Raw genomic sequence first — 24,444 nt, 5'->3', positions numbered from 1 at the left:
AATAATCGATTTACCATACTCGATAATTTTCTCTAAACTTGTGTTCAATCGTAAACCAATTAGAATTATTCGTTGTTCCCAAATACGTCCATCCATTCGCAGAATAATCATTACGCACATTGATTTTCCCATAAACATATCCATGTAAATTTGGCGCCCAATTCCCTGTTGCTCGAGTTTGATATTGATGGAAATACCTCACGACCCAACCAACATAAGCTCTGTTTCTTGGGTTAACAGATTGACTACCAATCTCGTTTTGCAATTCAACTAACGCATCATTTTGAATGACTTCTTCCGCCTCTACTGGTGAATTAAACACCAAACTAACACCCAACAAATTTGTTAGAACACAACCATACACAACTTTCTCTTTCTTTAATTTAATGTTAATATAATCTATATAACTAATTTCTAATAAAAGGAGGAAAAAAATTGAATAATTCAATAGAAATAACCAAGATCTGCGTAGCATTGAACAATAAAAACATCTTGAATAACTTGTCGCTTACATTAAATACGGGATCAATCACATGTATTGTGGCCCCAAATGGTACAGGAAAAACGACTTTTTTTAAATCACTCGTCCAACTTATTCCGTTTGAATCTGGTGAAGTAATAGTTGATAAAACATCAATCAAAAACAGATCTGACTACAATAAAAAAATCTTTTTCATAGAATCCGCTAATCAATTATTTGCAAATCTTACCGTTTACGAGAATATGCAAGTAGCGGCCAAGTTATGGAAACATGATGCTAATTTTGAATCAATCATTAACTTAGTCGGTGTTAACACGTACATAAACAAAAAAATTAAACACCTTTCTGCAGGTATGAAGCAAAAAGCCTTGCTCTCAGTCGCCATCGCTAGTGGCGCGTCTTTTCTGATTTTTGATGAGCCATTAAATGGTCTCGATATTGAAAATGTTGAGTACCTAGCAACCGTCTTTCTTACTTTAAAAAAGCAAGGAAAAACATTACTTTTGTCATCTCATAATATTTTCGAAATAAGCAAGCTTTGTGATGCAATTTATTTTTAGATAGCGGTATTCTGAAAGCAGCGTCACTAGACTATCTACAATTAAAAGAAGAATACTACGAACTATATGCAACGAAAGGTCGTGCCTAAATGATAAAATTTGAACTAATTAAAATTTTTCGAGAGAAAACCACTTATTTTCTGTTTGCATTATTCGTTCTCGTTATTAGCGTTCCTTTTTTTCTAGGAAATGCCAATTTTAATTATGTAAAATATTACGAAGATAATTACTATGCCGGCATAACAACGATTGAAAGTATCAAAGACGACCCAACTGCAACAAAAATCGTTGAAGACATCAAGGAAACAAATGGTTATTTAAAAAAACTCATTGATTCTCTAAAGAAAGGAGATCAAAAAGCGATTGTTGAAAATGAGTATAACTTGGAAAAAAAAACGCTAGAAGGAATTCTAGATGGTAGTCTGCAAGCTAGACCAATTAGTGAACAAAAAAGTATAGTGGCCGTACTGGAGTATTTAAAAAACAATGGGCTAAATAAAACGAGTGATAATCCAAAAAAGATGGGCGTAATCCAATATCTAAATTTGGTTTTTTCTTCTCCTCAATTAATGCAAATTATTTTAATTCTGATTAGTTTCCAGATTGCTTATTTATTTAATTTAGACTATAAAAAACATAATTTCATTTGGTATTGTGTTTCTTCTAACTCCTATGTACGAACATATTACACCAAGCTTTTTGCCATTGTTTTGTCGCTCTTTGCAAACCTACTCAGCGCATTTCTCCTTGTACTTGTATTTGTCTTTCTGAAAAATGGACTGGGTGTGTTTAATTACCCGATTGCCACCAGTTCGAAAAATACGGAAGTCAGTTTGATAGCAACAGGTGACTTTGTCGTTAAAACAATCTTCTTTTTTATATTATTTCTAGCATTTCTAGCATTGTTAAGTTTAGTATTCAGCATTCTAACAAGTAATTTAATTCTAAATCTCTCAGTTTTAATTATTCCATTAGTGATTGGACAATACGATGTACTCAATACGTTACTTAACGAGAACTTAAAACCTTACATTCTCTTAAGCTACTTGGATATGCCTCATATTCTATTAGGTGGTGACATTATGAGACCTTTGCGAAATCCATTGTTAACCTATCAAAACGGGATCTTAATAACTCTTCTCACCATTCTCGTACTTGTCATAATCTCTCTAACTATCTTACTCTGTCCTTCTCAAAAGTTAATAGCAAAAAAAACTAGAACCTAAACAAAAAAACCACCACGACCGTCGTCTGTGGTGGAAATGAAGGTTGTTATTTACTCTTGGTAGGAGTAAGTATGAAAAAACCAATTCGGGATAATTGGCATAACGTAAGTATAGTGGTTTGTGCCTTTTTTATCATGAGTTTCAGCTATATTTTTTATAAAACTTTTATTAGAACACCATTAACAGTCCTTTATTTAGATTCTTTAAAGCGTTTCCCTATATTGAACATATTGTTTTAAACATTCGATTTCCTGTGCTACACTTACTCTTAGAAGGGGGATTTTATTATGGCAAATCAAAAAAAAGATAGCTTATCAACATTATTTTCTGAAGAAGTTCATGGACCTTTTGTTACCTTCTTGTTTAACACCCATGTCGCTCATCAAAACGTAGAAAAAGATTCGCTTGTTTTGAAAAATTTTGCAAAAGCGGCAAAAACACGCTTTGAAAAAAAATTTCCTGAAGAAAAATGGGCCGTTTTCCAAGAAAAAATTGATGCACTTCTAGCTGATGCTTCCTTCTGGCGCAACGGCACAGCAAGTGTTTCAATTATCTTATCTCCAGAGAATACCTTAGTCCAACGATTAGATGTGCCCGTTGATGATCAATATTACGTGGACACGATTCCTTATTTACTTGGACTAGTCAAAGACAAACAATTTAACTACCATTATTACCTACTTGCTCTAAATCGCGATTCAATGAAACTTTACAAGGTCGATCATACGACTGTGACTCCTATTGAATTGCCTAAAGATGCACCAACCGACGTGGTCACAGCTTTAGGTGATGAATTAACGGGTGGCAATTTAAACTTTTCAACTCAAGGTAGTTCTAATGGTTCTAAAGAAGGTGTCGCTTATCATAGCATCAATACTAAAGATAAAGAAGTTGAAATTGATTGGGTGAACTACTATCAAGCGGTCGATACTTTCTTAAAAGATCAACTGGATAATCCTGAAAAATTACCGCTTTATCTTTATGCTTTACCAGAAAACCAAACACTTTTTAAAAAGATTGCTAAAAATCCTTATTATGATTGCTCAATTTCAGTTGCTGCTTCACCTGCACAAGCAACCATTCAAGATATCCGCAGCGCTAGTGAAAAAATAGCTGCAGAGTTAACAGAAAAAGAAACAGCTTCTTATAACAAATTACTAGATCGTAAATTTTTAGATCAATTTACTGATATTTCGCCAGCGGCAGCTGACGGTAAAATTTCCCATCTTTTTATTGCAACGTCACTCTTTGTTACTGAAAACAATGAAATGTCATCTGAAGAATATGACCGTCGCAAACTTTTAAACACTATTGCTTACCAAGTCATCCAAAACGGCGGTCAAGTTTTTGTCTTAGACCAAAAAGCCGCACCAGATGAAAAATCTTTAGCGGCTATCCTCCGTTATTAAAAAACAGCCAAAAGCCCATTGTAAGAAAGCGCCTTACAATGGGCTTTTTTTCTTAGCCTTATTGAAACAGCACTATAACAGCCTTATCTTCACTTTCTAGTTTTTAAAAAACATCCGATAAAAAAGAAAATAAGGTTATTGCTATACAAAAACCAGTTAGTATGCTATAGTAATAGATGTAGTTTTTGTTCGGTAATATGGGTAGCTGTTTCAAATAAACATCTTCCACATTTTTCACCTTTCAAGTAATTGCAAAATATGAATGTGTTATAACACACACATCTAGGAGGATATTTATTATGGAAACAGGTACAGTAAAATGGTTTAACTCAGACAAAGGCTTTGGCTTCATCACTGCAGAAAACGGAAACGATGTATTCGTACATTTCTCAGCTATCCAAGGTGACGGCTTCAAAACTTTAGAAGAAGGTCAAGCAGTAACTTTCGAAATTGAAGAAGGTCAACGTGGCCCTCAAGCAACTAACGTTTCTAAAGCTTAATTAAACAATACTGACTCAAAAACCTGACGTTAAACGTCAGGTTTTTTTTATAAAAAAAAACAAGAAAACTTTCTGAAACTAAGTGTTTCCCCTATTTTTTTTTAAGAGTTTTCGTTATACTGAAGAGGAAAAATGTTTTAAAGGAGTTTATTTATGCAATTTTATGGTGATTTAACCTTTTTAGGTGTTTATTTATTGGGTCTCTTTTTCATTCCTTCGTGGCGGAAAAAGAAAAAAGAACACGATTGGTTACCGTGGACGTTTGGTTGGACTATCTTTTTATTCTTCTCTTATGTTTTGTATTTAGAAATCATTCGTGGTACAGCCTTCTTTTTAATCCCTATTGCTTTTTTTGGCTTGTTTGCGCTCTTCTATTTCAAAGAAAAAAGGCGTTTGTTAAATGGGACATTATTTAATATTTTTCTTGTAGTTCTAGCAATTTATTTAGGGATTACTGCAATCCGGACAAACAACTACTTTCTAATCACCTTAGCAATTATTGCCCTTTTGGCTATCTTTATCGGGTTGGCTTTAGGAATTTATGCCTTAATTATTTTCCTTTATTGGAATGCGGTCGTTGTTATGAGAAAAGAAGGTCGTTCTTTAGGGAACTTGTTGACTTTGTTACTGGCGATCGGTTTGACATTATTGTTAATTTATAATTTCTTTTTCCAATCATTATTACCGACTTGGCTCTCCTTGCCACTAACTATTGCACCATTTATTTTGACTTATTTCGCGTTTGTTTTTTATAATTTCTTGACCGTTTCTACGTTGTATCAATTTAATCAGCCAAAATATACACAGGATTATATTGTTGTGTTAGGTTCTGGGTTAATCAATGGTGAGATTGTCCCGCCGTTATTGCAAGCCCGCATCAACAAAGCGATTCAATTTTACAAGGCTCAAAATCGCGCCACGTTAAATCCACCAAAAATCGTCATGTCTGGTGGCCAAGGTCCCGATGAATTACTTCCTGAAAGTGTCGCAATGAAAATGTATGCTTTGACGCAAGGTATTCCTGACGATGATATTTTAGTAGAAGCTCATTCAAAAAACACACTGGAAAATATGCGTTTTTCCAAAGAAACGATGATTGAGGATTTTGGAAATACTAATTTCCAAGCCATTTTTACTACAAACAATTATCACCTTTTCCGAGCGGGTCTTTTCGCTCGAATGGCTGGCTTAAAAGCTGATGGTATTGGAGCGAAAACCGCATTTTATTTTTTACCTAACGCGTTTATTCGAGAGTTCATTGCTATTGTAGTGATGTACAAACGCCGCCATATTATTGTTTGCGGCCTAGCTGCCATCGGTATGGTTATGTTATTCTTAACAGGCTTGATTATTCAGTAAAGAAGGAGTTTCCCCTATGAGTTTGTATCAAAAATTTATTCAAAATGAACGTTTGCGACGTTTTTGCGTCCTTGCTTTGATTATTTTTGTGCTTTATTTATCCAGAAGCATGATTACTACAATTCTTTTAACATTTATCTTTACCTATTTAGCTGTTCGTTTAGTCCATTTTGTTCAACGCTATATGAAAATCCCAACGATTGTCATCGTTCTCTTAACCTATGCATTGGTTGTTTTTCTAATCTATTTAGCGATTACTAAATATGTCCCCGTTTTAGTTAACCAAACGACTCAAATGATTAATTCTGTAGTTGATTTTTATCAAAGTCCACATACAGATACAAATCAAGTATTGCAATTTATTGATCAATACTTGGAAAAATCCAACTTACTCTCTCAACTACAGAATGGTGCTTCAATGATTCTACGCTATATTCAAGATATTGGCGCTGTTGGCTTATCGTTTGTCATGTCCTTTATTTTAAGTTTCTTCTTTATGATTGAGAAGAAACAAATGGCCGATTTTTCTAAGTTATTCTTAAAAAGTGATTTTGATTGGTTTTTTCAGGATATCTATTATTTTGCCAACAAGTTCGTCAACACATTTGGTGTCGTAATGGAAGCTCAGTTTTTCATTGCTGTGGTGAACACAGTTATTACTACCTTGGCCTTGGCAATAATCGGCTTTACGCAGTTACCTAGTTTAGCCATTATGATCTTCGTTTTGAGCTTAGTTCCAGTTGCCGGTGTGATTATTTCCTGCATTCCTCTAAGTTTCATTGCTTATTCCCAAGGTGGCTTGAACGATGTGATTTATATCTTAGCTTTAATTACAATCGTCCATTTATTTGAATCTTACGTGCTAAATCCTAAATTTATGTCTAGTAAAACAGAGTTACCAATCTTTTATACGTTTGTCATTTTATTAGTTAGTGAGCGTCTCTTTGGTGTATGGGGACTTATTGTAGGAATCCCTGTATTCACTTTCTTCTTAGATGTCTTAAAAGTAAAACCGATTCGTGGCCTAAAACGGCTACCCAATGTTAAAAAAAATAGTTCAGCAGAATAAATTCTGCTGAACTATTTTTTATTTTTTTCTTAAATCATTTAAAATAGCCGAGGCTCGGTCTTGGTTCATCGTTTTTTGACGTTTTAATTGTTGAGCGACTTCCTCAACCTCTTTACCAGTAGCTCCGACCGTCATCGCTAAAGAACGTGCTTGTAAAGCCATGTGTCCTTTTTGAATTCCTTCAGAAACTAAGGCCCGTAACGCCGCTAAATTTTGTGCCAAACCAACAGCCGCTACTACTCGACTTAGTTCTTTTGCATCTGTCACTGCTAACAAATCAGCGGCTGCTTGAGATTTAGGCAAGACTTTTGTGGACCCGCCCACCGTAGCTAAAGCAAGCGGGACTGAAATTTCACCAATTAGTTGTTCGCCATCCAGCGTCCAACTAGTCAAGCCTTGGTAGCGACCTTCTTTCACCGCAAAAGCATGACAAGAAGCACTAACAGCGCGCGTATCATTTCCAGTGGCTAAAACTACGGCTTCAATGCCATTCATGATCCCTTTGTTATGCGTGACTGTCCGATAAGGATCTAACGAAGCATAGCGTGAAGCTAAAACAATTTTTTCAGCAATTTCCCGGCCATTGCTCCCCTTACTTAGACGTGAAACTGGAATAGCCGTTTTCATCGTAACAACCGACTCCGTTGCATAATTACTTAAAATACTGAATAAAATCTTTTGCTCCGCAAACCATTCACGGAACAACTCTGCCACGCCTTCCAACATAGCGTTAACGATATTCGCCCCCATTGCATCCTTAACATCTACTAAAAAGTCGACAGATACAAATGATTCATCAAAAGCACGATATTGCAATTCTCTTAAGCCGCCGCCGCGTTTAACGATAGATGGATAACTTACCTCTGCTTGTTGAAAAATTTCCGTTTCTCTTACTTGTAGTTTATCAATCAATGACTCGGCGTCTGCAACATCGTAAAAAACGATTTGACCACGCATCAAGCGTTGTTGACTCACTGTTTTAAATCCTTGTGCTATTTTGGCACCATTACTCAAAGCCGCAATCACTGAGGGCTCTTCTGTCGCCATTGGTACCAAATAATCAGTTTCGTCCACTGTTAAATGTAAGCCAACGCCCATCGGCACTTCTGTTTCACTGATTTGATTTTCAATCATATGATTGGCAATCTGCGAAGATAAAGCTGTATTTTCAAATTCTATTTTTGTATCGGCAGAAATCTTACCTTCATTAAGAAGAGAAGCCAGGCGTTCCTCAGGACTCATTTGATAAAATCGGCTGTTTTTTTTTTGCTGAGGTCTCTCTAGTAGCATAGCGAGTCCTAAGCCACCACCGATACATAAAGAAGCCACGCCATATTTTTTTTCTTTTTGATTTAATTGATAACTTAAACTCGTTAATAAACGAGCACCTGTGGCACCAATCGCATGACCTAATGAAATACCGCCACCATAAATGTTGACCTTTTCCTCTGGTAAAGCCAGTTCTCTTTGGACCACGATTGAAGTTGCTGCAAATGCTTCGTTGATTTCATACAGATCAATCTCTTCCGTAGTAAGTTGATTCCGCGCTAACAGTTTTTGAATGGCTTTAATCGGCGAAATCCCCATATAGGCTGGATCAATGCCGACTTCCACGCTGTCTCGAATAATAGCTAAATAAGGAAGACCGTGTGCTTCGGCATATTCTTGTGAAGCAACAATCAAAGCAGAAGCCCCATCATTAATGGTTGACGCATTCCCTGCAGTCACGGTACCGTCTTCTTTAAAAACAGTTTTAAGCGTTCCTAGCTTCTCAACGCTCGAATTAGGGCGAATCCCTTCATCTTTCTCCACAAGCGTTCCTGACACTTCTAAGGGAGCTATTTCGTCAGCGAACATCCCTTCTGCTTGTGCTTGAGCTGCTTTTAATTGTGAATGTACAGAAAATTGATCTTGCTCTTCTCTCGTTACATGATACTTTTCGGCCACATTTTCAGCAGTTAAACCCATTGCTTGACCACTAAAGGCATCTGTTAATCCATCGCACATCATACTAGAAAAAGGCGCATCATAGCTTTCTGTTTCGTAATTAAAGCGTTGTAATTTAGGTGCTTGGGACATATTCTCAATTCCGCCAGCAATTAAAACTTCCGCTTCCCCTAATTGAATCAATTGTTTCGCCAAAATAACGGCCTTCATTCCTGATCCGCAGACCTCATTAACTGTCATTGCGGGAATTTCATGAGACAAACCGCTGTTTATTGCTATTTGTCGTGCGGGATTTTGGCCATTTCCAGCTTGTAAAACATTTCCGAAGATTACTTGATCAATTTCTTCAGAAATATGGGAATGTCTTTTCAAAAGTTGTGTTGTAACATGTGTTCCTAAGTCTACGGCACTTACTTGACTTAAGCTGCCTTTATATTTTCCAATTGGTGTTCGTAATGCATCAATAATAACTACTGTTTTCAACTAAATGCACCTCCATCTTGAAATATATCATAAAATCCCAGAATCACAAGTGCCAATCACTGAATGTTAACAGACTTATAAGATATTTTTTAATAATCTATGAAGTTAATACAAAAATTCCCCATTTTGGTTCATTTCGTGCTATTTTATATAATGAATCTATTTATCGTAAAGGAGTTAAAGAAATGACAATTGGGATTGATAAAATTAGTTTTTTTGTGCCCCCATATTATATTGATATGACGGCACTGGCTGAAGCTAGAAATGTAGACCCTGGAAAATTTCATATTGGTATTGGGCAAGACCAAATGGCGGTGAACCCAATCAGCCAAGATATTGTGACATTTGCAGCCAATGCCGCAGAAGCGATCTTGACCAAAGAAGATAAAGAGGCCATTGATATGGTGATTGTAGGGACTGAGTCCAGTATCGATGAGTCAAAAGCGGCCGCAGTTGTCTTACATCGTTTAATGGGGATTCAACCTTTCGCTCGCTCTTTCGAAATCAAGGAAGCTTGTTACGGAGCAACAGCAGGCTTACAGTTGGCTAAGAATCACGTAGCCTTACATCCAGATAAAAAAGTCTTGGTCGTGGCGGCAGATATTGCAAAATATGGCTTAAATTCTGGCGGTGAGCCTACACAAGGAGCTGGGGCGGTTGCAATGTTAGTTGCTAGTGAACCGCGCATCTTGGCTTTAAAAGAGGATAATGTGATGCTGACGCAAGATATCTATGACTTTTGGCGTCCAACAGGCCATCCGTATCCTATGGTCGATGGTCCTTTGTCAAACGAAACCTACATCCAATCTTTTGCCCAAGTCTGGGATGAACATAAAAAACGAACCGGTCTTGATTTTGCAGATTATGATGCTTTAGCGTTCCATATTCCTTACACAAAAATGGGCAAAAAAGCCTTATTAGCAAAAATCTCCGACCAAACTGAAGCAGAACAAGAACGAATTTTAGCCCGTTATGAAGAAAGCATCGTCTATAGTCGTCGCGTAGGAAACTTGTATACGGGTTCACTTTATCTGGGACTCATTTCCCTTTTAGAAAATGCAACGACTTTAACCGCAGGCAATCAAATTGGGTTATTCAGTTATGGTTCTGGTGCTGTCGCTGAATTTTTCACTGGTGAATTAGTAGCTGGTTATCAAAATCATTTACAAAAAGAAACTCATTTAGCACTGCTGGATAATCGGACAGAACTTTCTATCGCTGAATATGAAGCCATGTTTGCAGAAACTTTAGACACGGACATTGATCAAACGTTAGAAGATGAATTAAAATATAGTATTTCTGCTATTAATAATACCGTTCGTTCTTATCGAAACTAAGTATTTATATCCCCCGATTCAATCAACAAAAGAGCTAGACATTCAAGCAAAAACTTGAATGTCTAGCTCTTTTTATGAAAGCCAAACTTCTTTGACCCCGTTTGTCACGGCGATACCATCTGTCAAAGCTAAACGTTGTGAATAAGAAACGTAGCCATAATAAACATCAACACCGCCGCCATTGTTCCAAGTAACAGTGATTTTAACATTTGGAGTAATCGATTTTGTAGCTGGTTGGGTCGTCGGGCGATAACTAGTCGTATCATAACTTAAAATAGTGCCCGAAGCTCCACTTATTTCGGCTTTTCCTGTGTAAATTTCGCCATTCGTATTCGTCTGCGTGACCGCTCCATCCGATTCAATGATTAAACCCGCTTGCTTTTGATCTCCTCGTGGATAATAAAAAAGATAGGTGGTTGCCCATTTAGCAAATTCATCTGGAATCGGTTTAAGTGATTCCGTTTGTGCCGGACTTGTCTGCGGTTGCTTTTCAACCACAACTTCTTCTTGTCTTTTTAAACCTTCATTATTTTGTTTATTTAGTTTCTCCACCGTTTCTTTAACGATCGAATAGTGTGGTTTCCCTAAATCGCTGACGGGGATCGTAGCTAATTTTTCTTCTGATTCTTTATATTGCCCCTCTGCCGTTAACTTTTTAGCTTCTGTAATAATGACATCATACTTGGTTTGGTCTACAGAAGAGGATGTGCTTTGTCGCGTAGCTTCGACTTGCTTTGTAATACTGGTTTTTTCTGTGGTCACGTCTGACGAATTTCCACAAGCACTTACAAACATTGAGCTAACGATTAATAAACATCCCACAATCACATGCTTTTTCATCTTTAAATCCCCCATTTGTCTATCTTTGTTATTTTTTGTTACTTAAATTATCCCATAGATGAACAAAAGAAACCATTATTTATAAAAAAAGTTTAGCAAGCGCTTCAAGAGAGGCACTTGCTAAACTTTTTTCTCACTGTTATTGATTGATCACTTTGACTAGTTCTTCAAATAATAATGCACTAGAAGCTGCTCCTGGATCAATATGACCAATTGCTCGTTCCCCTAAATAAGAGGCACGTCCTTTTTTCGCCACCCAATCTTTTGTTGCTTCAGCAAATTGTTCAATTTTTTCTTCATTAAATTGTTCCGTTCCGATTACTTCAGCAACAGGTGCCCAGACATCGACCATCGTTTTATCTCCTGGTTCAGCTTTGCCACGCATCTGAATCCCAGCTAGACCTTGCTGAACAATTTCTTTTAATTGTTCTGGCGAACTAATGGTTTCCAAATCTTTTGTCGCTTTGGTCATATTCATAAACGCAGTCCCATATAAAGGGCCAGAAGCTCCGCCAACTTTTGAAATCAAGGCCATGGATAAAACTTTAAATGTCTCCGTGATTGTTGTTGGTACTTTTTTGTCAAACGCAATTTTGTATTCAGCCATACCACGAGCCATGTTGTTGCCATGATCCCCATCACCAATCGGCGTATCTAATTCACTTAAATAGTCTTTTTTTTCTTCAATAACTTTTGAATAATTGTCTAACCATGTTTGAATGTCTTTTACTGTTAATTCCATCTTTTATCACCCTTACCAAGAAATTGTTGTTACATTGCTTTCTAGCGCTGTTTGCCAGTCTTTTGTCGCCAAGTCAATCATCGTTAGAGATAATCCTTGCATGTCAATGGACGTCATATAGTTACCCACTTTATGGAAGGTCACTTGAACACCTTTGTCTTCTAATAATGTTAGCACATCGTTCATAAATACAAATTGTTCCATTAATGGCGTGCCACCCATGCCATTGACAAGTACCCCCACTGTTTGTGGTGGTTGTTGATAGCTACTTAATGTTTTTTCAACTAATTCTTTCGCTAACTCTTTTGATGGTTGGATTTTTTCACGGCGATAGCCTGGTTCTCCGTGAATCCCTACGCCAAATTCAATTTCATCTTCTGGTAAAGTAAAACCTGGTTTGCCAACTTCAGGCACAGTGGCTGCTTTTAAAGCCACTCCAATGGTTTTCGTGGCTGCTACAATCTTTTCTCCTAAAGAAACGAGCTCTTCTAATGAAGCACCTTGGCGGGCATGATGTCCTAAAATTTTATGAACAAGAACAGTCCCGGCAACTCCTCGTTTTCCAGCGGTATAGGTGCTATCTTCGACAGCAATATCGTCATCAACAACGACCATTTCTACATGAATGTCTTCCATATCAGCCATATCTTTGGCCATTTCAAAATTCAAAATATCGCCTGTATAATTTTTTACGATTAACAGAACACCTGCCCCTTGATCTGCCGCTTGGATCCCTGTTAAAATTTGATCTGGTGTTGGTGAAGTAAAGACATCCCCTAATACTGCGGCATTTAACATCCCAGCACCAACAAACCCAGCATGTGCAGGCTCATGACCACTTCCGCCACCAGATACTAACCCAACTTGTTTGTTTGAGTCGTTGCGAGCAATCACGCGAGAATCTTCGACTTGATGAACAAGGTTTCCATAGCTTTTCACAATTCCTTGGAGCATTTCTTCGACAATTTTTCCAGGTTCATTAATAATTTTTTTCATTTAGTTCCACCCTTTCTTACCAGCATTTTGAGCTTCTGCTAAAATTTGCGTCAAATCATCTGAGACACCTGCAGTAATTGCTGCCGCAAAAGCCCCTTCAACCAGTGGTGCATCGACTAAATGATAGTGTTTCTGTTGGTCTTCTTCTAGCATATCAAAAGCTAATTCTGAACTTAAAACGGCACTGCCTAAATCGGCAAAAATTAAAAATTCTCGGTCAGAGTCCGCTTCGTTAATCGTATCAATGATTTTCATTGGATCTGAACCTAATGAACCATCCGATGTGCCACCAAGTGAATGAATCGTAATTTCTTCACTGGCGTTCATCTGTTCAATCATCTCTTTAATACCATCTGTAATCATTTTGCTATGTGAAACGAGTAAAATATCTGCTTTCATGTGGACACTTCCTTAATCTAATTTATGTCTTGTTTTATATTCTTGTCCGACTTTATCTGCAACAATGATTGCATTCGCTACTTCTTCAACGACAATTGGAAATGGCATTGAATGAATTGATTCTTCCGGAATGCAAGCAATTTTGGCTACTTCCAAAGCTTCTTCATAAGTGATTTCATCGACACCAATGTCTGAAAGCGTTAATGGTAAGCCTACAGAAGCGCTAAAGTCTAATACAGCTTCCAATTCGTCTTTTGCTGCATCTTCTAATACAAGTTGTGCAATGGTTGCAAAGGCTACTTTTTCACCATGTAAATAACTGTGCGCACCAGGTAAGACTGTCATACCGTTATGAATCGCATGCGCTGCAGCTAAACCGCCACTTTCAAAACCTAAGCCTGAAAGTAAGATATTTGTTTCGATAATCTTATTCAATGATTCAGTAACCACGTTTGCATCACAAGCTAATTTCGCTTTTAACCCATCTTCCTGGAGATTTTCCCAGCAAAGTTTTGCCATGGCCAAAGCTGCATATGTGCCGCTAGCAGCGGGCGTTAAGCCTTCTCTTGAACCCATTGGCAAACTAGCATTAACCCGAGAATATGAATTGTGTGTTGCGCGTGCTTCAAAATATGTGGATAAGGCATCCCCCATTCCGGCAACTAAAAATCTAGTTGGCGCTTTGGCAACCACTTTTGTATCAACCATAACGACGCTTGGACTTTGTTTAAAGTAAGCATAATCATCAAATGAGCCATCTTCATGATATAGTACAGCTGAATGCGAAGTTGGTGCATCTTGAGCCGCAATCGTTGGTACAATAATTAAATTTTCACCTTCTGCTACGACTTTTGAAGCATCGATTGCTTTACCGCCACCTAAACCAATGATACAGTCTGCTTGTTCTTTTTGTCCAACGTTTTGCAAGCGCTTTGTTTCTTCCCGCGTTACTTCTCCACTAAAGCCACCCTCTACGAAGGTAATGTCAAACTTTTTCGCTGTTTCTTCCAATTGCGGACGTACACGATCAACGTCAGCAGGATTTGCAATTAGTAACGCTTTTTTTCCAAAAGTTGAAACGAAGTAACCTAAGTTTAGTAATTCATCTTCCCCTTGAACATATTTCGTTGGTAAAATCAATGCTTTTCTCATGTTGATAGCCTCCTATATTTTGTTTACATACATAGTATAAAACGCTTTCATCAAAAAAGCATTGAACTTTTGGTATCGTTCTCTTACAAAAAATGATAGAATTATTTTGTGAAATAATAAAATATTATGATTTTTAAACTTTAGATTGAAGGATTGCCTTATGACTGTAGAATTAAAAAATATTTTAGATTTAGAAAAGTGGGAAAAATTGCAAGAATCATTGGCCTTAAGCACTCGTTTAGCTATTATTTTAGTTGATTATAAAGGTCGACCGGTGACGAAACATAGTCAAGTTCAACCCTTTTGTCAACTGGTACGTCACTCCCCTGAGCTCTCGAAACTTTGTGAAAAATGTGATGCTCGTGGTGGCTTAGAAGCTGTTCGCACTGGTCAGCCTTTTATCTACCGCTGTCATTTTAACATCGTTGATATGGCCATCCCCATTATCGTTGATGACCAATATGTGGGAGCCATTATGGCTGGTGAAGTTTTGCTCGAAGATCATCAAGAAGAGTTAGAACAGGTTTTAACCATGAATGATGCCTCCATTCAAAAATTTTTAGTAACACATCAAGAGCTGTATCAACAATACCCTGTTTTAGAACTAGCAGACTTAGAAAAGAGCGCGACATTAATCGCAGATTTAAGCCAATATATTATTTCTGAAGCCATCAAAAAAGATTATTTAATCAACACTTACAAACAATCTTTACAGATTAGTTCGCGAAAAGAAGAGCTGGAACCATTGAACATGATCCAAAAAGATATTCAACAAACTTTATTAACTGCTCAATTAACTCCTTCAAGCGCCTATCAAACTAAAAATAAGCAATTACAACCAGTTTTAGATGCCCTTTGGGAAAACAAATCGCTGCGTCTAAATTTACAAGAACTGGCAGACCTTGTTCATTTGACACCGACGTATTTAAGTCGTTTATTAAAAGAGGAGTTTGGTATTCCCTTTAGTCAATTTTATCGACAATTAAAAATCACATGGGCTAAACAGCTTCTTTTGGAGACAGATAAAACGATTGCCCAAATCAGTGAAGATTTAGGCTTTGTTGAAGATAGCTATTTTGTCCGTATCTTTAAACAAGAAACGGGTGAAACACCCCTTAAATACCGTAAAAGAAAAAACAGAGTATAAAAAAACAACGACTTTTAGGAGTCGTTGTTTTTTTACACCTTTTGCTCTTGCTGTGGCTAATGCAACAAGTGCAAAAAGCGCATTATATCTGTCGTGCGACAAAGTGATACTATTAAATATGAATTGGTAAACCTAAAGCCAATTCAGCTGTATCCATAGTAATTTCGCCCAATGATGGGTGTGGGTGGATTGTTAAAGCAATGTCTTCTGCATTCATGCCAGATTCAATAGCTAGAGCTAATTCAGAAATCATGTCACTAGCCCCGACACCGGCAATTTGTGCACCGATGATGACATTGTCTTCCACAGTTGTAACTAAACGCATGAATCCTTCAGTTTTATCTAAAGAGATTGCACGGCCGTTACCAGCAAATGGGAATTTGTAGCCTTTTGCTTCAATTCCCGCTTCTTTTGCTTCTGCAACAGTCATACCAACGCTTGCCAATTCTGGATCAGTAAAGGCAACGGCTGGCATTGCTTTGTAATCAACTGCAACTTTCTTACCAGAAATTGCTTCAGCAGCAATTTTTGCTTCGTAGCTTGCTTTATGCGCTAACGCAGCACCTGGTACGATGTCGCCGATTGCGAAAATGTTTTTCACGTTTGTACGTCCTTGGTTGTCAACTGGGATTAAACCACGTTCGCCAATTTCAACGCCCGCTTGTTCTAAGCCTAAGTCGTCTGTGTTTGGACGACGTCCAACAGTGACCATTACGTAATCTGCTTCAACACTTTCTTCTTTTCCGTTAACTTCATATTTAACAGTGACGCTATCGCCATTATCAACAGCTTCTTTAGCCATTGCTGAAGTCACGATTGTTACGTTTTTCTTCTTGAAGTCGTCTGTGACAACTTTAACCATGTCTTTTTCATAAGTTGGTAAAATTGATGGGCTACCTTCTAAAATTGTTACTTCTGAACCTAAGTTAGCATAAGCGCCACCTAATTCAGCACCGATGACACCGCCACCGATAATAACGAATTTTTTAGGAACTTCTTTTAAGTTTAAACCGCCTGTAGAATCTAACACGCGTCCGCCAAATTTGAATCCTGGGATTTCAATTGGACGAGAACCTGTTGCTACAATAGCATTATTGAATGAGTAAGTTTGTGCTGAGTCTGGGTGAATAACACGCAATGTATTTTCGTCAACGAAGAATGCTTCGCCTTCAATAATTTCTACTTTGTGTTTTTTCAATAACATGCCAACGCCGCCTGTTAATGATTTAACAACTGTGTTATCTTTCCAGTCTTGTGTTTTCGTAAAGTCTAATTCTACGTCTTTTGCTGTTACACCAAAAGTTGAAGAATCTTGTGCTTCTTGATAATGATGTCCTGCAGCAATTAATGCTTTTGAAGGAATACAACCAACGTTTAAACAAACGCCTCCGATGTATTCACGTTCGATAATTGCAACTTTTTGACCCATTTCAGCTGCACGAATTGCAGCTACATATCCACCAGGTCCAGCTCCGATTACGACTGTATCTAATTCAATGGCGAAATCTCCTACTACCATTTGTTAATCATCCTTCCATTAATAGTAATTCTGGATCAGCTAATAAGCGTTTAATGTTGTTCATTGCTTTTTGAGCAGTTGCGCCGTCAACGATACGGTGGTCAAAGCTTAATGATAATTTCATCATGCGTCCCACAACGATTTCGCCGTCTGCATTAACAACTGGTTCTTGAGCAATTGTACCAACGCCTAAAATAGCAACTTCAGGGTAGTTGATTACTGGTGTAAACCAGCCGCCACCGACTGAACCAATGTTACTAATTGTGATTGTGCCATCACGCATATCTTGTGCAGTTAATTTACCTTCGATAGCCAATGCTGCTTTTTCGTTGATTTCATCAGCGATAGCAAACATGCTCTTCGTATTAGCATTTTTAACATTTGGTACATATAAGCCATGATCTGTATCAGTAGCGATACCAATGTTAAAGTAATTTTTGTAAACAATTTCTTGTGCTGCGTCATCGATTGATGCATTCAAGATTGGGAATTTTTGAACAGTTGAAGTCAATGCTTTTACAACGTATGGTAAGAATGTTAATTTTGTACCATTTGCAGCAGCAACATCTTTAAATTTCTTACGGTGATCCCATAATTTAGAAACTTCTACTTCATCATGTAATGTTACGTGAGGAGCAGTGTGCTTGCTGTTAACCATTGCTTTCGCAATTGCTTTACGTGTTGGTGTCATTTTTTCACGTGTTTCCATTTCGCCTAAATCAGAAGTAAAGGCTTTTGGCGCTGCTTTAGGTGCAGCTGCTTCCGCTTTAGGTTCTGCTTCTGTTGCGGTAGCTTCAGTAGCTGTTGCTGCTTGAGAACCACCAGAGACAAAGGCATCAATATCCGCTTTAATGACACGGCCACCTTTACCAGTTGCAGTTACTTGTGTAATATCAACGTCTTTTTCACGCGCATACTGACGAACAGATGGCATTGCTAAAACGCGTTTGTTTGGATCAGCGGCTGCAACTACGCCTGTTGAAGCGGCTGGAGCTGATGCTTCCGCTTTAGGAGCGTCAGTAGCTGGTGCTGCGGCTGCTGGTGCTGCTGAATTATGACCAGGTGCGTCAATTTCAACTAACACGTCACCCACATTGGCAACTGTTCCTTCTGGTACAACGATATTTTTTACAGTACCTGTTACTGGTGATGGAATTTCTTCTACTGATTTGTCATTTTGTACTTCTAATAATGAATCATCTTCATTAATTGTGTCGCCAGCTTTAACGAACCATTTAACGATTTCGCCTTCGGCAATTCCTTCACCGATGTCTGGTAATTTGAATTGGAAAAATCCGCCAGCTGCTTCTGTTGTTGGTACAGCAGCAGGTTGTGCTGGTGTTTGTTCTTGTGCAGGAGCTGCTGGTGCTGCATCGTTATCTTCGTGACCAGGTGCATCGATTTCGATTAACACGTCACCAACGTTTGCAACTGTTCCTTCTGGTACAACGATATTTTTTACAGTACCTGTTACTGGTGATGGAATTTCTTCCACTGATTTGTCATTTTGTACTTCTAATAACGTATCGTCTTCGTTGATTGTATCGCCAGGTTTTACAAACCATTTAACGATTTCGCCTTCGGCAATCCCTTCACCGATATCCGGTAATTTAAACTGATAAGCCATTTTTTAAGTCTTCCCTTCTTCGTTGGATCTGTCTATTTTCTTAGGAGCAAAACGCGGGGAAACGACTATAGTAGCTGAACATTTCATGCCTATAGCCGTATTCCACCTGTTTAATTCTTCGTTTATCTACTTCGAATAACTATTAAAATTCGACGATTTCTCTAGCTTTTGCTTCGATATCTTTCGCATTTGGTAACCAGATATTTTCTGCTTGTCCGAATGGGAAGATTGTATCTGGAGCAGATACACGTCCGATTGGTGCTTCTAATGATAATACGGCACGTTCAGAAATTTCAGAAACAACCATAGCGCCAACGCCAGCTTGTTTTTGTGCTTCTTGAACGACAACCACACGGCCAGTTTTTTCAACAGAGTTAATAATTGTTTCCACATCTAAAGGAGCCACTGTACGTAAGTCAATGATTTCTGCTGAAATATTGTCTTTCGCTAAGCTATCAGCTGCTTTAATCGCTTCACGAACCATAGCGCCGTAAGTGATGATTGATACGTCTGTTCCTTCACGAGTTACAGCCGCTTTATCTAAAGGCACTTCATAAGCTTCGTCTGGCACTTCCTCACGGAATGAACGGTATAATTTCATGTGCTCTAAGTAGACAACGGGATCGTTGCTGCGAATAGATGAAATTAATAGTCCTTTTGCATCGTAAGGGTTTGATGGAATAACAACACGAACGCCTGGTGATTGTGCGATTAATCCTTCTAAGTTATCTGAGTGAAGTTCTGGTGTATGAACACCACCACCAAATGGGGCACGAACAGTAATTGGCATATTACGAGTTCCACCCATACGGTAACGCGTACGAGCCATTTGACCAACGATTTCGTCAAATACTTCAAAAACGAAACCAAAGAATTGGATTTCAGGAACTGGACGGTAACCTTGCAAGGCAAGACCGAAAGCCAATCCACCGATACCAGATTCAGCTAAAGGTGTATCGAAGACGCGGTCTTCACCAAATTTTTCTTGTAAACCTTCAGTTGCACGGAAAACCCCACCGTTGTTACCAACGTCTTCACCGAAGATTAAGACATTTTCGTCTTTCTCTAATTCAAGAGCTAAGGCATCTGTAATTGCTTGGATCATAGTTTTTTGTGCCATTTTTATTTCGACTCCTTCGCTTCATAAAATGCAATTTGTTCTTTAATTGTTTGAGGTTGAACTTCAAACATATTTTTCAAGAAATCAGAAACTTTTTGTTTTGGCGCTTTATCCGCTTCTGCAATCGCTACTTTGATTTCTTCTTTTGTTTTTTCAATAATTTCTTCTTCTTTTGCTTCAGACCATAAGCCTTTATCTGTTAGATATTTACGGAAACGAGTCAATGGATCTTTTTGTACCCATTCGTCATCCATTTCTTTTGAACGGTAACGTGTTGGATCGTCTCCAGATAAAGTATGTGGACCATAACGATAGGTTAATGTTTCAATTAAAACTGGACCGTTTCCTGCAGCTGACCAATCGCGTGCTTCTTTTGCAATTGCGTAAACTGCTAATGGATCCATACCATCAACTTGAATACCAGGAATTCCTGCTGCAACAGCTTTTTGAGCTAAAGTTTTAGCCGCTGTTTGTTTTTCACGAGGTGTAGAAATCGCAAAACCATTGTTTTGGATAATGAAGACACCGTTTGCTTGGTAAGCACCAGCAAAGTTAATTGCTTCATAGAAGTCCCCTTGTGAAGAACCGCCGTCACCAGTATAAGTGAAGACAACATTTTCTTTTCCACGTTTTTTCAATCCTAAAGCAACACCAGCTGCTTGGATGTATTGAGCACCAATGATAATTTGTGGTGGTAACGCATTTAAATCTTCCGCGTAGTAGTTCCCTGCTACGTGACCACGAGACCATAAGAAAGCTTCTTTTAATGGTAAGCCATGTTGTACTAATTGAGGTACATCACGGTAACCTGGTAATAAGTAGTCTTCTTTTTCCATTGCAAATTGACTTGCCAATTGGCTTGCTTCTTGTCCAGCTGTTGGTGCGAAGAATCCTAAGCGTCCTTGACGGTTTAATGCAGTAGAACGTTGGTCTAACACACGAGACCAAACCATGCGTGTCATTAATTCAACTAATTCCTCATCCGATAAATCAGGTACTAAATCTTCATTCACAATTTTTCCATCTTGATCCAAGATTTGGAAAGTTGGGAAATCAGCGTCGACTTTAGCCATTAGCTCTTTAAAGTCAATAGGTTTTTGTTTCTTAGCCTTTGCCATTTTGTCACACAATCCTCTCTATTACGTTTCTTTAATTTCGATAAAAGTAAAACAGAGTGCGAAACTGTATTACTTTTTATCGACTACACTTAACAAATTATCACTAAATTCGAAAAAGCGCAAGAAAAAAACTCTAATTTCTTCATTTTTTCACAAAAGAGTAAAACCGCATGTTTTTGCGGTTTAGTGATAATTTTCACAAACAAGAAAACGGTTTCTGTTTCACACTTCTTCTGTACTATTTTTCTCCCAACTGTTATATTCTATTTCGAAAATATTATATAACAGTTCCGTTAATTCGAGCCCTCTCATCTCTGAGCTGGCTAGTAATCTGATTTCCGAACTTTGTGTTTTCATGAAAATTATCTTGAAAAAATCAAAAAATAAAAACCGCCAGCCGAATAACCTATTCAGCATGCGGTTTTTTATTTTTTAGAAAACAAAGTTTTTTCGTTAATTTTTATTTTTTTTGGTTCGTTTTTTTTTCAAATACTTTGCCTTAGGTTTTATCACGAACATTCATTGCGTAAAATCACCAAATTTTCGCAAAACGAGTAATACAGCTTAGCAATTTCTTTTCTCTTTCAGTAGATTTTACTAAATCCATTCCTTGGTAATTTTAATATATAAACGTTTAGCTACTTCAACAGTTAACATGTAAGCAATGATGATTACAAAGAACCATGGCCAGTAGTTAGCCGGAAGTTTCACAAAGTCAAAAACCTCTCTTATAGGCGTTGCTACAATCAAGAAACCGAGTAAAATTGCGCCTAAACTACTTAGCATCACAGGCATTGACGCACGACTTTGAATGAATGGTATTTTCCGCGTCCGGACCATATGAACAACTAACGTTTGACTAACAAGCCCCACCATAAACCAACCTGTTTGGAATAAATGTTGAGTGGCCAAACTATTGGCGCTAAAGACAAACCACATGACAAGATACGTTAGAATATCGAAAATACTACTTACTGGGCCTATACATATTGTAAATTTCGCTAGGCCGTTCGTTTCCCAACGAACAGGACTTAATAACTCTTCTTCATCGACATTATCCCAAGGAATTGTCAACTGAGCCACATCATAAATCAGATTTTGAATCAAGAGTTGTAAAGAAAGCATTGGTAGGAATGGTAAAAACGCACTGGCTACTAAAATTGAAAAGACGTTCCCAAAATTTGAACTGATGGTAATTTTAATATATTTCATCATGTTGCTAAATACTTTTCGTCCTTCAATCACACCAGATTCCAGTACATTTAAACTTTTTTCCAGTAAAATAATCGAACTAGCATCTTTAGTAATATCAGCTGCAGTATCTACTGAAATGCCCACATCAGCTTTTCGCAATGCTGGTGCATCGTTAATACCATCCCCCATAAAACCAACCGTATGACCTTTCGCTTGTAGCAATTCAATAATTTTAGATTTTTGCATCGGATTTAATTTGGCAAATAAATTGGTTTCTTCTACTTGCTCCCGCAACTCTTCATCTGTCATTGTTTCAATTTGAGAACCTAATAGCACATGGGAAACTTCAATACCTACATCTTTACAAACTTTTTTGGCGACAATGTCATTATCGCCCGTTAGCACTTTCACGTTGACACCATGTTCATGTAAGGAGCGGATAGCGCTGACAGCTGACTCTTTTGCTGGATCAAGAAAACCCATAAACCCAATCAATGTCATCTCTTTTTCATCTTCAACTGAATAAACTGCTTCTTTATGGACATCTTTTTTTACAGCTACCGCTAACACACGCATCCCTTGTTTGTTCATTTGAACATTCACTCGGCGTAGTTCTTCTCGTACAGCAGTGCTTAATGGCACAATTTCGCCATTAATTTGCGCATGCGTGCACACTTCTTCCATTTCTTCCACGGCGCCTTTCGTAATCATCAATTGATGATCATCTGCATTCACGACAACCGTTAAGCGGCGTCTGGAAAAGTCAAAAGGAATTTCATCAATTTTAGTGACATTTTTAAACGGCGTTTTCCATTGATGCTCTTCATAAAAATTAATAACGGCAATATCCATTAAATTTTTCCAACCTGTTTGATAAGAAGAATTTAAGTAGGCTAAATTTAGAACCTCGTCACTCAAATCACCTAATGGATTCAAATGCTGAACCAAAACTACACGATCTTCGGTAATCGTTCCAGTCTTATCTGTACAGAGCACATCCATACCACCCAAATTTTGGATAGCCGCTAATTCTTTAACAATGACTTTATGTTTCGATAAGGATAATGCACCCTTGGCTAAGTTACTCGTAACAATCATTGGCAACATTTCTGGTGTCAAACCAACTGCAACGGCAATCGCGAAGAAAAACGCTTCGCCCCAAGCACCTTTAGTTAAACCATTAATCAAGAAAACGATTGGAAACAAAATCATTACCATTCGTAATAAAAACTTACTGACTTTTGCTAAGCCTAAGTCAAAACTAGTTTTTCCTCGTTGTGTTGTAGCATTTTTAGCAATATCCCCAAAAAATGTATGTTGCCCAGTTTTTAAAATAATCGCTTTTCCTTGTCCACTCAAGACATCTGTGCCCATAAACACTAGGTCTTGCATATCTAATGCAGAAACCTCTGTTTGTTGACGATCCACACCTGCATCCACAAATTTTTCGACAGGCATGGATTCGCCTGTTAGCGACGATTGATTAACGAATAAATCTTTGGTCCAAATCAACACGGCATCTGCAGGAATCATGTCTCCTGTAGCTAAAGTTACAATGTCTCCTGGAACAATTTCGTCCATTGGAATTTCTTTCGTAATTCCTTCCCGTGTCACTGCAGCGGTGTTTTCAATTAATTCTTTTAAATCCAAACTCGCTTTTTGAGAACGATACTCTTGTATAAAAGCAATCAAGACACTGGCTAAAATCATCACGCCCATCACGATAGCGGCTTCGAAATCTTTCGTTAAAGTTGAAACGACCATCAATAAGGCTAAGACATAGACAAATGGATCTTTGAATGCACTTAAAAATAAAATAATTGCTGGGGTTGGCTTTTGTGCAGAAACTTCGTTTGGTCCAAATTCCTCTAATCTTTTTTCAGCGTCTTCATTCGAGAGTCCTTTTTCAGATGTCCGTAATTCCATCATTAATTCTCGTTCAGAAAGCAACGCCAATTTACGTAATTCTTGATCTTTGGTTGCTTTTCTCATATCCATTGTTTTTTTGTTCATCATTTTCTTTTCCTCCAAGGTTGTGGTCACCTGCCGAAAAGAGCGCTAAAATCTTCTCCTTTCGTTGGTGACTGTATTTTGTTTCTCTGTTCACTTCCAGGGTCTTCCATGACAGTCATCCTTTCTTTTTCTTATTTATACTTCCAGTGAATAATTGCTTTTTTGCCAAACACACAAAAAAGGACCTACTCAACAATAGAGTACGT

20 protein-coding genes are annotated in these 24,444 nt (G+C 37.9%); 8 read left to right on the top strand and 12 right to left on the bottom strand.

Features of this window, described 5'->3' with window-relative positions; translation table 11 throughout:
* Positions 1–10: 10 nt before the first annotated feature.
* Positions 11–322 carry a hypothetical protein gene (locus tag IGI87_RS06540; RefSeq protein WP_438736497.1) on the bottom strand — a complete coding sequence of 104 codons (312 nt, stop codon included), beginning with the start codon at positions 320–322 and terminating at the stop codon, positions 11–13.
* Positions 323–435: 113 nt separating this feature from the next.
* On the opposite strand from IGI87_RS06540, the gene IGI87_RS06535 reads away from it, so the two are divergent.
* From IGI87_RS06535 to IGI87_RS06510, 6 genes are all read left to right on the top strand, one after another.
* Positions 436–1,041 carry an ATP-binding cassette domain-containing protein gene (locus tag IGI87_RS06535; protein ID WP_438736496.1) on the top strand — a complete coding sequence of 202 codons (606 nt, stop codon included), beginning with the start codon at positions 436–438 and terminating at the stop codon, positions 1,039–1,041.
* Positions 1,042–1,130: 89 nt separating this feature from the next.
* Positions 1,131–2,267, top strand: a complete 1,137-nt coding sequence (locus IGI87_RS06530) for a hypothetical protein (RefSeq protein WP_438736495.1) — start codon at positions 1,131–1,133, stop codon at positions 2,265–2,267.
* Between the two features lie 287 nt (positions 2,268–2,554).
* On the top strand, positions 2,555–3,676 hold the full coding sequence (locus IGI87_RS06525) for a baeRF6 domain-containing protein (RefSeq protein WP_438736494.1): 1,122 nt from the start codon (positions 2,555–2,557) through the stop codon (positions 3,674–3,676).
* A 299-nt stretch (positions 3,677–3,975) separates the two neighbouring features.
* Positions 3,976–4,176 (top strand): cold-shock protein, encoded by a 201-nt coding sequence (locus tag IGI87_RS06520; protein ID WP_104854570.1) that lies wholly within the window; start codon positions 3,976–3,978, stop codon positions 4,174–4,176.
* 153 nt (positions 4,177–4,329) lie between these two features.
* A complete protein-coding gene (locus IGI87_RS06515) occupies positions 4,330–5,535 on the top strand; it encodes a YdcF family protein (RefSeq protein WP_162782455.1) in 1,206 nt (401 codons plus the stop codon).
* Positions 5,536–5,551: 16 nt separating this feature from the next.
* Positions 5,552–6,604 carry an AI-2E family transporter gene (locus IGI87_RS06510; protein ID WP_113793917.1) on the top strand — a complete coding sequence of 351 codons (1,053 nt, stop codon included), beginning with the start codon at positions 5,552–5,554 and terminating at the stop codon, positions 6,602–6,604.
* Between the two features lie 18 nt (positions 6,605–6,622).
* Here IGI87_RS06510 and IGI87_RS06505 read toward each other — a convergent pair whose 3' ends face one another.
* Positions 6,623–9,034 carry a hydroxymethylglutaryl-CoA reductase, degradative gene (locus tag IGI87_RS06505; RefSeq protein ID WP_438736493.1) on the bottom strand — a complete coding sequence of 804 codons (2,412 nt, stop codon included), beginning with the start codon at positions 9,032–9,034 and terminating at the stop codon, positions 6,623–6,625.
* 185 nt (positions 9,035–9,219) lie between these two features.
* Between IGI87_RS06505 and IGI87_RS06500 the strand changes: the two genes are divergently transcribed.
* Positions 9,220–10,371 (top strand): hydroxymethylglutaryl-CoA synthase, encoded by a 1,152-nt coding sequence (locus IGI87_RS06500; protein WP_002361740.1) that lies wholly within the window; start codon positions 9,220–9,222, stop codon positions 10,369–10,371.
* A gap of 72 nt (positions 10,372–10,443) precedes the next feature.
* Here the strand turns inward: IGI87_RS06500 and IGI87_RS06495 are convergent, their stop codons facing one another.
* The 5 genes from IGI87_RS06495 to IGI87_RS06475 form a co-directional block, all read right to left on the bottom strand.
* Positions 10,444–11,226 carry a hypothetical protein gene (locus IGI87_RS06495; RefSeq protein ID WP_438736492.1) on the bottom strand — a complete coding sequence of 261 codons (783 nt, stop codon included), beginning with the start codon at positions 11,224–11,226 and terminating at the stop codon, positions 10,444–10,446.
* A gap of 124 nt (positions 11,227–11,350) precedes the next feature.
* Positions 11,351–11,953, bottom strand: a complete 603-nt coding sequence (dhaL, locus tag IGI87_RS06490; RefSeq protein WP_002360441.1) for a dihydroxyacetone kinase subunit DhaL — start codon at positions 11,951–11,953, stop codon at positions 11,351–11,353.
* Between the two features lie 12 nt (positions 11,954–11,965).
* The gene (dhaK, locus tag IGI87_RS06485) at positions 11,966–12,949 is read right to left on the bottom strand and encodes a dihydroxyacetone kinase subunit DhaK (RefSeq protein WP_104854576.1); all 984 of its coding nucleotides are present in this window, start codon (positions 12,947–12,949) and stop codon (positions 11,966–11,968) included.
* Positions 12,950–13,348 (bottom strand): dihydroxyacetone kinase phosphoryl donor subunit DhaM, encoded by a 399-nt coding sequence (gene dhaM, locus IGI87_RS06480; protein WP_002357762.1) that lies wholly within the window; start codon positions 13,346–13,348, stop codon positions 12,950–12,952.
* A 12-nt stretch (positions 13,349–13,360) separates the two neighbouring features.
* Positions 13,361–14,500, bottom strand: coding sequence for a glycerol dehydrogenase (locus IGI87_RS06475; protein WP_002363858.1), 1,140 nt, complete (start codon positions 14,498–14,500; stop codon positions 13,361–13,363).
* 160 nt (positions 14,501–14,660) lie between these two features.
* Here IGI87_RS06475 and IGI87_RS06470 point away from each other — a divergent pair, with 160 nt between their 5' ends.
* Positions 14,661–15,647 (top strand): PocR ligand-binding domain-containing protein, encoded by a 987-nt coding sequence (locus IGI87_RS06470; protein ID WP_438736491.1) that lies wholly within the window; start codon positions 14,661–14,663, stop codon positions 15,645–15,647.
* Positions 15,648–15,759: 112 nt separating this feature from the next.
* On the opposite strand, the gene lpdA is transcribed toward IGI87_RS06470, so the two are convergent.
* From lpdA to mgtA, 5 genes are all read right to left on the bottom strand, one after another.
* Positions 15,760–17,166 carry a dihydrolipoyl dehydrogenase gene (gene lpdA, locus IGI87_RS06465; protein WP_113793913.1) on the bottom strand — a complete coding sequence of 469 codons (1,407 nt, stop codon included), beginning with the start codon at positions 17,164–17,166 and terminating at the stop codon, positions 15,760–15,762.
* 7 nt (positions 17,167–17,173) lie between these two features.
* Positions 17,174–18,793, bottom strand: coding sequence for a dihydrolipoyllysine-residue acetyltransferase (locus IGI87_RS06460; protein WP_438736490.1), 1,620 nt, complete (start codon positions 18,791–18,793; stop codon positions 17,174–17,176).
* Between the two features lie 142 nt (positions 18,794–18,935).
* On the bottom strand, positions 18,936–19,913 hold the full coding sequence (locus IGI87_RS06455) for an alpha-ketoacid dehydrogenase subunit beta (protein WP_002357767.1): 978 nt from the start codon (positions 19,911–19,913) through the stop codon (positions 18,936–18,938).
* Positions 19,914–19,915: 2 nt separating this feature from the next.
* On the bottom strand, positions 19,916–21,031 hold the full coding sequence (gene pdhA, locus IGI87_RS06450) for a pyruvate dehydrogenase (acetyl-transferring) E1 component subunit alpha (RefSeq protein ID WP_104854580.1): 1,116 nt from the start codon (positions 21,029–21,031) through the stop codon (positions 19,916–19,918).
* Positions 21,032–21,628: 597 nt separating this feature from the next.
* Entirely contained in the window at positions 21,629–24,241 is a 2,613-nt protein-coding gene (gene mgtA, locus IGI87_RS06445; RefSeq protein ID WP_438736489.1) for a magnesium-translocating P-type ATPase, read from the bottom strand.
* Between the last annotated feature and the right edge of the window lie 203 nt (positions 24,242–24,444).

This window comes from Enterococcus sp. DIV1444a, from assembly GCF_051712125.1.
Classification (GTDB): Bacteria; Bacillota; Bacilli; order Lactobacillales; family Enterococcaceae; genus Enterococcus; species Enterococcus faecalis.
Note: the sequence above shows the minus strand (reverse complement) of the source record. Positions and strands in the feature narration are given on the sequence as shown.

Bases quoted from the DNA above. Each gene is read 5' to 3' on its own strand.
- dhaM (WP_002357762.1), bottom strand. From the start codon at position 13,348: ATGAAAGCAGATATTTTACTCGTTTCACATAGCAAAATGATTACAGAT.
- IGI87_RS06470 (WP_438736491.1), top strand. From the start codon at position 14,661: ATGACTGTAGAATTAAAAAATATTTTAGATTTAGAAAAGTGGGAAAAA.
- IGI87_RS06460 (WP_438736490.1), bottom strand. From the start codon at position 18,793: ATGGCTTATCAGTTTAAATTACCGGATATCGGTGAAGGGATTGCCGAA.
- pdhA (WP_104854580.1), bottom strand. From the start codon at position 21,031: ATGGCAAAGGCTAAGAAACAAAAACCTATTGACTTTAAAGAGCTAATG.
- dhaK (WP_104854576.1), bottom strand. From the start codon at position 12,949: ATGAAAAAAATTATTAATGAACCTGGAAAAATTGTCGAAGAAATGCTC.
- IGI87_RS06530 (WP_438736495.1), top strand. From the start codon at position 1,131: ATGATAAAATTTGAACTAATTAAAATTTTTCGAGAGAAAACCACTTAT.
- IGI87_RS06515 (WP_162782455.1), top strand. From the start codon at position 4,330: ATGCAATTTTATGGTGATTTAACCTTTTTAGGTGTTTATTTATTGGGT.
- IGI87_RS06475 (WP_002363858.1), bottom strand. From the start codon at position 14,500: ATGAGAAAAGCATTGATTTTACCAACGAAATATGTTCAAGGGGAAGAT.
- mgtA (WP_438736489.1), bottom strand. From the start codon at position 24,241: ATGATGAACAAAAAAACAATGGATATGAGAAAAGCAACCAAAGATCAA.
- dhaL (WP_002360441.1), bottom strand. From the start codon at position 11,953: ATGGAATTAACAGTAAAAGACATTCAAACATGGTTAGACAATTATTCA.
- IGI87_RS06495 (WP_438736492.1), bottom strand. From the start codon at position 11,226: ATGGGGGATTTAAAGATGAAAAAGCATGTGATTGTGGGATGTTTATTA.
- IGI87_RS06520 (WP_104854570.1), top strand. From the start codon at position 3,976: ATGGAAACAGGTACAGTAAAATGGTTTAACTCAGACAAAGGCTTTGGC.
- lpdA (WP_113793913.1), bottom strand. From the start codon at position 17,166: ATGGTAGTAGGAGATTTCGCCATTGAATTAGATACAGTCGTAATCGGA.
- IGI87_RS06455 (WP_002357767.1), bottom strand. From the start codon at position 19,913: ATGGCACAAAAAACTATGATCCAAGCAATTACAGATGCCTTAGCTCTT.
- IGI87_RS06500 (WP_002361740.1), top strand. From the start codon at position 9,220: ATGACAATTGGGATTGATAAAATTAGTTTTTTTGTGCCCCCATATTAT.
- IGI87_RS06510 (WP_113793917.1), top strand. From the start codon at position 5,552: ATGAGTTTGTATCAAAAATTTATTCAAAATGAACGTTTGCGACGTTTT.
- IGI87_RS06525 (WP_438736494.1), top strand. From the start codon at position 2,555: ATGGCAAATCAAAAAAAAGATAGCTTATCAACATTATTTTCTGAAGAA.